Origin of the sequence: Corynebacterium oculi, assembly GCF_001412105.1 — a bacterium.
Taxonomy (GTDB): Bacteria; Actinomycetota; Actinomycetes; order Mycobacteriales; family Mycobacteriaceae; genus Corynebacterium; species Corynebacterium oculi.
The window spans coordinates 350,647-362,472 of the sequence record NZ_LKST01000001.1 but is presented as its reverse complement, the minus strand read 5'-3'; the positions used below and the strand labels follow the sequence as shown (position 1 = coordinate 362,472).

The window sequence follows — 11,826 nt, the reverse complement described above, 5'->3', positions numbered from 1 at the left end:
ATCGGTACTCAGGCTAGTGGGCGCGCGCCCATGATTCCCGTTCCGACACGCACAATATCCGTCCCCGCCGCAATCGCCTCACCCATGTCTCCCGACATCCCGGCGGACAACAGGAGGCGACGCCCCAGGCGCTCCTCCTCCTCGCGGCGCAAGCGGTGCGCGCGGGAAAAGACCTCGGCGGCCTCGCTGCCCACCGGCGGCACGCACATGATGCCCGCAAGCAGCAGGTGCGGGGCGGCCACCAGGGCGTTAAGAAGCGGAGCGACCTCGGTAGCTCCGCCGCGCCGAGCGTCCCCGTCCGCGCTCCACTGCACGAAGCATGCCAGGGGGCTCTCCCGCTCGCCTCGCTCCACAGCCCGGCCCGCCCCGCGATCCAGGGCGGCCACGAGCTTGAGGGAATCCACGGAGTGAACGCTCGCCGCCCAGCGCGCCACGGAATTGGCCTTCTTAGTCTGCACCTGGCCGATCATGTGAAATTGCACACGGGGCAGTTCCTCCGCCTTGGCGCGGGCCTCCTGCTCGCGGTTCTCCCCCACCTCGCGCACGCCGAGTTCCGCAAGCAGGGCAACATCGCTGGCCGGGTGGAACTTGGTTACCGGCAGCAAGGTAATCCCTCGCGGATCGCGCCCGGCGCGCTGGGCCTCCCGCGCGATCACCTCGCGCACGCGCTGAAGGTTCTGCCGCAATTCCTCGCGTCGATTCATCAGGCTTCCTTCCCCTCCAACCACACCAGCCCGGCCTGCCGCCCCGTGGTGCCCTCGCGGCGATAAGAGAAGAATTGCTCATCGGCGATGGTATCCCGGGGGTCTACGTCCACCGCCCGCACGCCTAATCCCCGCAGTTGCCTCTCCAGGCCCGCGCGCAGGTCCAGCCCCGGCGTGCCCGCCTGCGTCCGCGTCAACGCCCCCGGCAGCCGCGCCTCCACGTCCCTCGCCATCGCCTCCGGCACCTCGTAGGATTCTCCCGCCGCCGCGGGCCCCACCAGCGCGTGCACATCCTCCGGGTGGGCCCCGCAGCGTACCATCGCCTCCACCGCGCGCGGCAGGATCCCGTTACGCGCGCCCAGCCTACCCGCGTGCACGGCCGCCACCACCCCGGCCCGAGCGTCAGAGAGCAGCACCGGCACGCAATCGGCCACCAGCACCGCGAGCACGAGGTTCGGGGTGGTGGTCACCAGCGCGTCCGTGGCCTCCACCGGGCCCTCTGCGGGCTCGGTTACCACCGTTACCGTATTGGTGTGCAGCTGTTCCATCCACACGAAGCGCTCCGCAGGCACTCCCACCACCCGGGCTAATCGACGCCGGTTGGCCCCCACGTCCTGTGGGTCATCGCCCACGTGCAGGGCCAGGTTGAACGAGGAGTACGGGGCAGAAGAAACCCCGCCCGCTCGGCTGGTAAAAACCTTGCGGACGGGGCGGGGGCTATCGGTCAGTGGCATACCAGCGGAATCTAGCGCAGGAAATCCGGCACGTCGAGTTCGTCACCCTCATCGTCGCGGCGGCGCCAATCGCGCTCCTCCTCGCGGTGAGTAAAGAGCCCGCTGCCGCCTTCTCGACGCCGGGGGGAATCCAGGCGGTGCCGCGCGGAGGGCTCCTCCTCGCGGCGGCGCTCCCGCTCGGCAAAAAGCGAGCCGCGCTCGCTCGGCGCCGGGGTGGGATCTTCCGCAGGAGCCGCCGGAGCCGCGGAGGCTGCCGACGCCGACGACGCGGCCGCCGGGGCCTGCTCGCGGGAGGATTCCGACACCGCGTTCGTGGCGGCGTCGAAGCCGGTGGCCACGATGGTCACGCGCACCTCGTCGCCAAGGTTATCGTCGATGATCGTGCCCCAGATGAGGTTCACGTCCTCGTCCGCCTTGTCCTCCACCATCGAGTTCGCCTCGTAGACCTCGTGCAGGCCCAGATCGGAGCCGCCAGCCACGGAGAGCAGCACGCCGGTAGCGCCCTCCATCGTGGACTCCAGCAGCGGGGAGTTGATGGCCTGCTCGGCGGCGTTCATCACGCGGTTATCGCCGCGCGCCGAGCCCACACCCATGAGGGCGGAACCGGCATCTGCCATCACGGAGCGCACGTCCGCGAAGTCCACGTTGATCACGCCGGGGGTGGTAATCAGGTTCGTGATGCCCTGCACGCCGTTGTGCAGAACCTCATCGGCGGCACGGAAGGCCTCCATCATGGAGAGCGTGGCGTCGCCCAGCTCCATGAGCCGATCGTTCGGGATCACGATGACGGTATCGCAGACCTCCTTGAGGGCGTCGATCCCCTCCAGCGCCTGCCGGGTGCGGCGCTTACCCTCGAACTTAAAGGGGCGGGTCACCACGCCAATGGTCAAAGCACCCATCTTCTTGGCGATCCCCGCCACCACGGGAGCCGCGCCGGTGCCGGTTCCGCCGCCCTCACCTGCGGTCACGAACACCATGTCCGCGCCCTTGAGCGATTCCTCGATCTCCGACTTGTGATCCTCCGCCGAGGCGCGCCCCACCTCCGGGTTCGCCCCGGCCCCCAGGCCGCGAGTGGCCTCGCGCCCGATGTCCAGCTTCACGTCCGCGTCGGAAAACATCAGGGCCTGGGAATCGGTGTTTACCGCAATGAACTCAACACCCTTGAGTCCCTCCTCGATCATGCGGTTCACGGCATTAACGCCACCGCCGCCGACGCCGACGACCTTGATGACGGCGAGGTAATTATTCGGAGAGGTCATGAGATGCGGCTCGCCTTTCAGAAGAGTTGAGAATTCTATAAAAATCTACGCTGTCCATCATGAGGGAAAAATCCGCCGGAGTGGCGGACATTTGCGGCGGCGTGTCGCGCCGCCGCCGGGCACGGCCTAGCGCACCGTGACCAGCCGGGGATTAGACACGTCCCACCGCTGCCCCTCCCGGGTGAGCACCGTGCGCATGGCCAAAGCCTTGTCTCGGTAATCCTCCAGGGAGCCCCAATACACCGTGCGGCCATCGGCAAGGCGGAACTCGATCTCCCACTGGTTCGGTACAGACACCGAGGCTACCTGCGCACGCACCCCGGGATCAATGGCATTCACGGCCTCCACCAGGGTTCTCACCATCTCCGGATCGGCTGCCTCCCCGGTTATGCCCTCGCCCGTGGCCTCCACCGTGCCTTCCGGGGGGTCGCCGTAGGCAAAGGCTTGGCCGTGGGCGTCGATAAGCAGCGCCTGATCCCCCTCCCTCGTGAACAGCACGGGGGTGTGCTCCGTGACCTCGATGCGCACCGTGGACGGCAGGGAGCGCGATACCGTCACGCTCTCCACCCAATCCAGCCGGGCCACCTCCGTGGCCGCCGCGGATTCGTTCACCCGAACCAGGTTCTGGCCCTCCGTCACGCCGCTGACCTCGCGCACCTGCTCCACCGGCACGTGCCGGGTCCCCGTGATCTCCACGGCACCCACCTTGAGCACCGGCTGCGTCCACAACACCGCCGCCGCTCCCGCGATCAGCACCAGCAACGCCGCCGCGATGATGAGCAGCAGGCGGGGGGTGATCCGCCTCGGGGATCGCTCCGGTTGTTCCGGTTGCTCCCGCCGCGACCTGCGCCAGGGAAAAGAAGGAAAAGAAGCCATATCCGCCCTCAGCGTCCCAGTTCCTCAAGGACCCTCGGCCCCAGGCGCGTGACCGATCCTGCCCCCATCGTCAACACCATGTCACCCGGCCGCGCCCACCGCGCGATCCGAGCGGGGGCAGCATCAAAGTCCTCTTCCCGCACCGCCACGCCCGGGGCCATGCCCCGCGCGATCAACCCGGAATCCACGCCCTCGCGGGGCTGCTCACGAGCACCAAAGATATCCAGGAGCACCACGTGATCCGCCAGATTCAGCGCCTGGGCAAACTCCTGGGCAAACTCCGCGGTACGCGAATACAGGTGTGGTTGAAACACCACCCCCACGCGCCCGCCGCGCCCGGCGGCCTCCTGCGCCGCGCCCGCCGCGTTGAGCACGGCCGTCACCTCCGTGGGGTGGTGGGCGTAATCGTCGTACACCTCCACCCCGCCGGCTTCACCCTTGCGCTCGAAGCGACGCCGCACGCCGTCAAAGCTCGATACCCCCTCGGCCAGGGCCTCCGGCTCGCCCCCGGCGAGGTATCCCGCGCTGAGCGCCGCCGTGGCGTTGAGCGCCATGTGGCGTCCGGGAATCCCCAGGTTGATCCGCACCTCCGCGCCGTCCAGGTGCACGGCCACCCGTGTTCCAGCGGCCGTGGTCTCCATGCCGGTGATGGTGGCGAGCATGGCGATCTCCGGGTGGCGGCGCGCGGCCTCGGCCGTGCCATAGCCACGCACGCTCACCCCGCGCTCCTGGGCGCGCAGCGCCACCCCCACCGCGTGATCGTCCTCCACGCACACCACCAGGTGCCCATCGGAGGTGATTCTGGAAGCGAAGTCCTCGAATACCTGAAAGTACGCCTCGGCGCTGCCAAAGTAATCCAGGTGATCCGGCTCCACATTGGTCACCACCGCCACCTGGGGGCGATAGCGCAGCAGGGAGGCATCGGACTCGTCCGCCTCGGCTACAAAGGCCATGCCGGCGCCGTGATGAGCACCCAGGCCATCGCGGTTGAGCTGCCCGCCGATCGCGTAGCTGGGATCCAGGCCCGCCTCCCGCATGGCCACCACCGTCATCGACGTGGTGGAGGTCTTACCGTGCGTCCCGGCGATGAGCACCTGCTGGAGTCCCTCCATCAGCAGGGCCAAGAGATCGGATCGGCGGATCACCTCGATGCCGTGGGCGCGGGCCGCCACCAGCTCCGGGTTATCCTTGGGGATCGCCGCAAAGGACGTCACCACGGCGGTGGGCAGCTGCCCGGACAAGGTGAGGTTTTCCTCCGCGTGGCCCACCGCGATGATGGCCCCGGCCCCCCGCAGGGATTCCACCACGGCGGAATCGGACACATCGGAACCCGTGACCGTCATTCCCCGATCCAACAGAATCCGCGCGAGCCCGGACATACCCGCACCCCCGATGCCCACGAGGTGCACCCGCTCCAGGGAGGGGGTCGGGCTGGTTTCAGGGGAGGTCATGGGGTGTCCTTTCACAGTGGTTTCTCATGGAAATGGGGCTCAGGGAGCTCAGGCCAGCGCCGCCGCCACGCGATCCGCGATGACCTCGGCGGCATTATTGCTCGCCCGGGCGGCGGCGGCGCGGCGCATCTTCTGGTGTTCGTGCGGGTTGGACAAAACGCTCAAGACCTCGGCGGCAAGGCGCCCGGCATCAAGATCGGAATCCGCGACGGTGCGGGCAGCCCCGGCTTTAATCACGTCCTTGGCGTTGAGCCCCTGCTCCCCGTTGCCGTGCGGCAGCGGCACATAAATCGCCGGGAGGTGCGCCGCCGTGACCTCCGCCACTGTCATGGCCCCGGAGCGGCACACGATCAGGTCGGCCACGGCATAGGCGGCCGCCATATCCGTGATGAAGGGCAGGGGCACGTAATGCTCGCGGGCCTGCGGGGCCGCATTCTTCTTGCCATAGGCGTGCAGCACCTGAATCCCCGCCCCCGTGATCTCATCGAGCGCCCCCGCCAAGGCCTTGTTCAGGCTCACCGCGCCCTGGGAACCTCCCGTGACCAGCACCGTGGAGCGATCCACGTCAAGGCCCCACGCGGCGCGGCCGCGCTCGGCGGCGGCGCCCTCGCGGTCATTGGACAGCGAGGACCGAATGGGAATACCCACCACATCGCCCTTCATGCCGGAGCCGGACACCGCATTAAAGCCAGTGCCCCCCAGCCACACCCCCAGCTTATTGGCCAAGCCGGCCTTGGCGTTGGCCTCGTGCACGTAAAAGGGCAGGCCCAGGCCCGCCGCCGCCAGATAGGCCGGGGCCGCCACGTAGCCGCCGAAGCCCACCAGGGCATCTGCAGAGACCTCCCGCAGAACCTTCTTGGTCTCCCGCACGGCACCGCGCACCCGCAGCGGGAGGCGCAGCAAATCAGCATTGAGTTTGCGTGGCACGGGCACCGGCGGGATCATCTTGAGGTGAAAGCCCCGCGCCGGCACCAAATCTTTTTCCAGGCCGCGCTCGGTTCCCAGCGCCGTCACCGTCATGCCGTGTCGATCCCGCAGAGCCTCGGCCACCGCCAAGGCCGGTTCGATGTGCCCCGCCGTGCCGCCGCCGGCGACCACGATGGACGGGCTCTGAGATTGGTGCGCCATGTCTTACTTGCTTCTCCTTGTTCGTGGCTGCCGGGGTGCCCTCTGGCCCCCGGAAGCAGATCCTCGGGGCCGAGGATTGCGCGTAGGAACACTATCGTAATCCCGGTGCGAGCGGGGCGAATCCACAGGGGCACCCGATCCGGCCCCGCCGCGCGCGGCGTGAGCCACCCCACGCGGCGTCTGGGCCGGGCGGCGCGGCCGCCCCGTCACCGGCTGCCCGAATCGGGCCTGCCGATCTTCCTCCCCGCGCCCCCGGCGCAGCCCCTGGGGGCGTCGCCCGTTCTCCGGGTGCGCCTCCGCATCGGGAGAGTCCGGCTCCGCGATGAAAAGCAGGCGATCAAACATGGGGCGGCCATAGGATTTCACGGCCGACACCGCCTCCGGCTCGTGCCGGGCCACGTTGGCCAGAAGGCCCATCGAGGTCAGCGTGATAATCGCGGAGGTACCACCGGCGGAGATCATGGGCAGCTGGATGCCCGTGACCGGGAGCAGACCCACCACGTAACCGATATTGATAAACGCCTGGGAAACGATGCCCGCCGTCAGCGTGGCCGCGAGGAGCGACTGATAATTATCCCGCGCCCGCAGCGCCGTGCGGAAACCAAAGAATCCCAGGATGCCAAAGAGCGCGATCACCACCACCCCGCCCCACAGTCCCAGTTCCTCACCGATGATGGCAAAGATGAAGTCATTGCGCGCCTCGGGCAGATAAAACCACTTGGCGCGGGACTGCCCCAACCCCACCCCGCCCACGGAGCCATCGGCCAGGGACAAAAAGCCCTGGTAGGACTGGAAGGCCGTGCCGCGCGTGTCATCAAAATGCCCAAAGAGCGCGTCAAAATACACGTGGAAACGATTCGAGCGGAAACCACCCACCGCCAGCACCGCGGCCATGCCGAGGAAGCCAAAAGCCAAGGCCGCCACGATCCACCGGTGCGAGACCCCCGCAAAGAGCAGCACAAACAACACCACGATGGCGAAGGAGATGGCCATGCCCAGATCGCCCTCCGCCATAATCAACAGCATGAGCACGATGGCGATACCCGTAAAAACGGTATAGGGGCTGCGCAAGCCCGAGCTTTCCACCCTACGATTGGCCAAGAAATGCGAGCCAAAAATGGCGATGGCCACCTTGGCAAACTCCGAGGGCTGCAAGCGCAGCGGCCCCAGCACGATCCAGGACTGCGAGCCCACCTCCTCGCGGCCCGTACCGATGCCGGGGATCAGCACCATCACCAGCAGCACCACGGCCACCAGCAGGATCCCACCGGACCACTTGCGCACCGTCTGCGGCGGGATCTTCAGGCAGAGCCAAAACATCACCAGGCCCGCCGCCACCATGCTGCCCTGACGCAGCGCCGTGCTCCACACCGTGGCTCCCTCGATGATCGACCAGGTCATCGAGGAGGACATCACCATCACCAGGCCAATGCCGGTGAGCAGAAAAACCGTGATGCGCAGCATCAGGTAGTCCAACCCGGGCTGCCCGTCCATCGCGCGATTGAGACGGCGAATGGCCTGGGCGATCCGTGAGGGCGGCTCGGTGGGGGCCGTCGGTGCGGTGATGGTGCTCATGTGGGTTCTCCCTGTCCTACCTCGACGGTGGTTCCGGTTCTGCCTGGGGGGCACGCGCCGCCGCCCGCAGCGCTGCCGCCGCGAACATGTCGCCGCGCTGCCCCATGCCCGTGTACATGTCTAACGACGCCGCCGCCGGGGCCAGCAGCACCGTATCTCCCGGCCGCGCCACCCGCTGCGCGATCTCGCCCACCTCCATCATGGCCTCGCGTGGGTCGCGTTCCGCCACGCTATAGATCGCCACCTCGGGGGCATGGGCCCGCAGCGCCTCCTCGATGAGCAGGCGATCCTGCCCCAGGAGGATCGCGGCGCGCAGGCGAAACCCGTGTTCTTGCACAAGATTGGTGACATCCGCGCCCTTAAGTTGGCCCCCGGCCACCCACACCACGGATTCCTCGGCCGCCAGCGCCGCCTCGGCGGCGTGGGGATTCGTGGCCTTGGAATTATCCACCCAGCGCACGCCGCCGCACTCGCTGACCACGTGCCCGCGATGCCCGGCCACATGGAAATCCCGCAGGGCCTCGGCGATCGCCTCGGGGCTCACGCCCTGGCTCCGCGCCACGGCCGCCGCCGCCAGGGCGTCGAGCACACCGGCCGGGCCCGCGGGTTCGATGCCCTCGGCGGGGGCCAGCGCCGCCCGCGTCGCGTCCACCAGGTAGCCCTCGACGACGCCCAACGCACCCGGCTCCGGCTCCCCCAAGGTAAAGGGGATGATCTTTTCCTCCAACCCCTCGGCCTGGATCAGGGCACGTACCTCGGCGCTATCCACCCCGGCCACCGCCACGGGGCCGCTCAGGGCCTTGGCCTTGGCCTTGGCATAGGCCGCGTAGGAGCCGTGCCAGTCCAGGTGATCTTCCGCCAGGTTGAGCAGCACGCCAGCGTCCGGGACAAGCCGCTGCGACCAGTACAGCTGGAAGCTCGATAGTTCCGCCACCATGACGTCCACGCGGGCGCTTCCCTCTTCGGTGACCTGGCCGTGGCACAGGGCCTCGCCCACCGCGGTCCCGATGTTGCCCACGGCCTGCGCCCGGAAGCCCCCCCGCTGCATCATGGCCGCCAGCATGGCGGTGGTGGTGGTTTTTCCGTTTGTGCCCGTGACCACCAACCACGTGCGGCGCGGCCCGAATACCTCTGCCGCGTCAAGCCTCCAGGCCAATTCCACGTCGCCCAGCACCGGGATTCCCCGCAGGCGCGCCCGCTCAAAAAGCTCCGTCTCCGGCCGCCACCCCGGCGAGGTAACCACCAGGGCATAATGCTCCAGGCGCGCCAGAGCCGTGGCCATGTCCAGGGCATCCTGGGCGTTCTCGTCCACCAGGGTGTATTCCACGCCGATCGCCTCACACATGCGCGCGGTGGCCCGGCCGGATACCCCGGCGCCCGCGATCAGGGCGGGGCCGCGGAGATCCGCGGGAATGTTGTCTCGCCGCACCGTATTATTCACCTCGCTCACGCCCCCATCCTCTCCGCGAGTGCTACCACGGTGTATTCATCCGCAGCCCCCACCCACTCGCCGTAGAACAACGCCATGCCCACGGCCACGGCCAGGGCCGCGAGGATCCAGAAGCGGATCACCACGGTGGTCTCCGCCCAGCCACCGTTTTCAAAGTGGTGGTGAATGGGGGCCATGCGGAAGAAGCGCTTGCCGGTGGACTTGAACACCGCCACCTGGATCACCACGGAGGAAACCTCCATCACAAAGAGGATGCCAAAGATAATCATCAGCAGTTCCGTGTGCGAGACCACGGACAGGCCGGCCACCAGCCCGCCCAGGGCCAGGGAGCCCGTATCGCCCATGAAGATCTTGGCGGGGGCCGCGTTCCACCACAGGAACCCCAGGCACGCGCCCAGGGCCGCCGCGGCGATCACCGCGAGATCCAGCGGATCGCGCACCGAATAGCAGCCGGGACCCACCTGCTCGGAGCAGGAGTTACGGTACTGCCAGAAGGTGAGCACCATGTACCCGCCCATCACGAGGGAGGTGGTACCCGCCGCCAGGCCGTCCAGGCCGTCGGTGAGATTCACCGCATTAGACCAGGCGCTAATCAGGATCACCATGAAGCCGATGAAAAAGAGCAGGCCGATCCCCCCGCCCAGGGCCAGATCCACCGTGGGAATATCGCGGATGAAGGAGAGGTTGGTGGAACCGGGCGTAATGCCCTTATCGTCCGGGAATTGCAAGAGCAAAACGGCAAAGGCGATGCCCAGCACGAGTTGCCCCACCAGCTTGGCGGTCTTGTTCAGGCCCAGGTTGCGGGACTTGAAGAGCTTGATGGAATCATCGGCAAAGCCCAGGCCACCCAGGCCCAGGGTCAGGCCCAGAACCAGGAGGCCGGAGGCGGTAAAGCCCCCCGAGCCGGTATCCGTCGCCAGGGCGTAGAGGCCGGTGACGGCGTAGCCAGCCACGATGCCCGCGATGATCGCGATGCCGCCCATCGTGGGGGTGCCGCGCTTGCGCAGGTGGGACTTGGGGCCGTCCTCCCGGATCTCCTGGCCCAACCCCTCGCTGCTGAATCGCTTGATGAGGACGGGTGTGGTCACGATGGAGACGAGGAAACTAACGATTCCTGCGATGATGATGTGGGTCACGGGGATTCCTTCGCCTGCTCTTACCTAGAAATATCTCGGGGGTTATCGTGCGCGCTCATCAGGCGCTCGGCTACTCGCCAGAGCCCCTGGGAGTTGGAGGCCTTGACCAGCACGGCATCGCCGGGGCCCAGGCGGCCCTCCAGCTCGGCCACGGCGGCGTCGATAGTATCCACCATGCGCGTGCGCACGCCGCCCTCCGCTGCCGCCTCGGCCGTCGCCCGGCAGGCCTGGCTCGTTCCCACCATCACCAAATCTGCGATGTGGTAGCGCGCCACCTCCCTGCCGAGCTCCCGGTGGGCGGCCACCGCCTCGGCGCCGAGTTCGCTCATCTCGCCCAGCACCGCCACGGAGCGCGCCTGCGTGCGGGCCGAGGCCGTGTAGGCCAACGCCGCGATGCCCGCGCGCATGGAGTCAGGATTGGCATTATAGGCATCGTTGATGATGGTCACCCCATCGGCCCGGGTGTGTACGTCCATGCGGTGCGCGGAGGCCGTCACGTGGCTGGAAAGCCCGGCGGAAATCTGCTCCAGGCTCAGCCCGTTTTCCAGTCCCACCGCCGCGGCGGCCAGGGCGTTGGAAACCTGGTGCGCGCCAAAGACCTGGAGGTTCACCCGCACGTTGTCTCCCCGGTGAGTCAGGGTGAAGGAGGCGCGAGCCACGTCGTCGAGGTCGATCTGCGTGGCCCGGAGATCCGCGTCCGGTTTCCCTTCCGCGGAGAAGGTGAGCACGCGCGCCTGGGTGCGCCGCGCCATCGAGGCCACGTAATCGTCATCGGCGTTGAGGATCGCCACGCCCTCACCGGGCAACGCCTCCACCAACTCCGCCTTGGCCTGCGCGATGTTCTCCCGGGAGCCAAACTCCCCCAGGTGGGCGCTGCCCACGTTGAGTTCCACGCCCATCAGCGGCGGGGCGATCCGCGCCAGGTGGGCGATGTGCCCCAGCCCGCGCGCGCTCATCTCCGCCACCAGGAACCTCGTATCCGGCTCGCACCGCAGTGCCGTGTAGGGGTGCCCGATCTCGTTATTAAAGGAACCGGGGGGTGCCACCGTGGGGCCGATCTGGCGCAGCACCGAGGCGATCAGGTCCTTGGTGGAGGTCTTGCCCGCCGAACCCGTCACGCCGATCACTCGCAGCCCGTGCTCCCGGCTCAGTTCCCCTACCACAGCGCGGGCCAGGGCAGAGAGCGCTTCCACCACGGCGGCGGCGGAGCCGTCCTCGTCGTGGCTAAATAGTTCCGCGTTGCTGCTCGCCTTGCCCCGGGGCTTGACGACGATCGCGGGCGCGTCCACCGGGCGCGCGGCCAGCACGGCGACCGCGCCAGCGGACACCGCCGTAGCAGCGAAGTCATGGCCATCCACGCGGGCACCGGGCAGGGCGATAAAGAGGCCGCCGGGGGTGACCTTGCGGGAATCGAACTCCACAAAGCCCGTCACCAGGGCCTCGGGATCGGGAACATCATGTAATTCACCGCCGACGATATCGGCTATCTGCGCGAGTGAAAGCGGTATCATAC

General features: G+C 67.9%; 10 protein-coding genes. All 10 read right to left on the bottom strand.

The features are described from left to right. Nucleotides 1–8 precede the first annotated feature (8 nt). Complete coding sequence (locus Cocul_RS01730) at nt 9–704, bottom strand: YggS family pyridoxal phosphate-dependent enzyme (RefSeq protein WP_055121588.1); 696 nt, start codon at nt 702–704, stop codon at nt 9–11. Further along, the gene (pgeF, locus tag Cocul_RS01725; protein WP_055121587.1) at nt 704–1,438 is read right to left on the bottom strand and encodes a peptidoglycan editing factor PgeF; all 735 of its coding nucleotides are present in this window, start codon (nt 1,436–1,438) and stop codon (nt 704–706) included. Before pgeF ends, Cocul_RS01730 begins: the two co-directional genes overlap by 1 nt. 11 nt (nt 1,439–1,449) lie before the next feature. Further along, nucleotides 1,450–2,697, bottom strand: coding sequence for a cell division protein FtsZ (gene ftsZ / locus Cocul_RS01720; RefSeq protein ID WP_055121586.1), 1,248 nt, complete (start codon nt 2,695–2,697; stop codon nt 1,450–1,452). A 126-nt stretch (nt 2,698–2,823) separates the two neighbouring features. Beyond that, a complete protein-coding gene (locus Cocul_RS01715; RefSeq protein ID WP_055121585.1) occupies nt 2,824–3,573 on the bottom strand; it encodes a cell division protein FtsQ/DivIB in 750 nt (249 codons plus the stop codon). Nucleotides 3,574–3,581: 8 nt separating this feature from the next. Continuing rightward, nucleotides 3,582–5,024 (bottom strand): UDP-N-acetylmuramate--L-alanine ligase, encoded by a 1,443-nt coding sequence (gene murC, locus Cocul_RS01710; protein ID WP_055121584.1) that lies wholly within the window; start codon nt 5,022–5,024, stop codon nt 3,582–3,584. Between the two features lie 48 nt (nt 5,025–5,072). Continuing rightward, complete coding sequence (gene murG / locus Cocul_RS01705; protein ID WP_055121583.1) at nt 5,073–6,152, bottom strand: undecaprenyldiphospho-muramoylpentapeptide beta-N-acetylglucosaminyltransferase; 1,080 nt, start codon at nt 6,150–6,152, stop codon at nt 5,073–5,075. Nucleotides 6,153–6,155: 3 nt separating this feature from the next. Next, nucleotides 6,156–7,727 (bottom strand): FtsW/RodA/SpoVE family cell cycle protein, encoded by a 1,572-nt coding sequence (locus Cocul_RS01700; RefSeq protein WP_055121582.1) that lies wholly within the window; start codon nt 7,725–7,727, stop codon nt 6,156–6,158. Between the two features lie 16 nt (nt 7,728–7,743). Further along, nucleotides 7,744–9,177: a UDP-N-acetylmuramoyl-L-alanine--D-glutamate ligase gene (murD, locus tag Cocul_RS01695; RefSeq protein ID WP_425388760.1), complete on the bottom strand. Its 1,434-nt coding sequence runs from the start codon at nt 9,175–9,177 to the stop codon at nt 7,744–7,746. Beyond that, nucleotides 9,174–10,313 (bottom strand): phospho-N-acetylmuramoyl-pentapeptide-transferase, encoded by a 1,140-nt coding sequence (gene mraY, locus Cocul_RS01690; protein ID WP_055121581.1) that lies wholly within the window; start codon nt 10,311–10,313, stop codon nt 9,174–9,176. The genes murD and mraY overlap by 4 nt, the downstream gene beginning before the upstream one ends. Before the next feature lie 20 nt (nt 10,314–10,333). Then, nucleotides 10,334–11,824 (bottom strand): UDP-N-acetylmuramoyl-tripeptide--D-alanyl-D-alanine ligase, encoded by a 1,491-nt coding sequence (locus Cocul_RS01685; RefSeq protein ID WP_055121580.1) that lies wholly within the window; start codon nt 11,822–11,824, stop codon nt 10,334–10,336. Nucleotides 11,825–11,826: the final 2 nt, after the last annotated feature.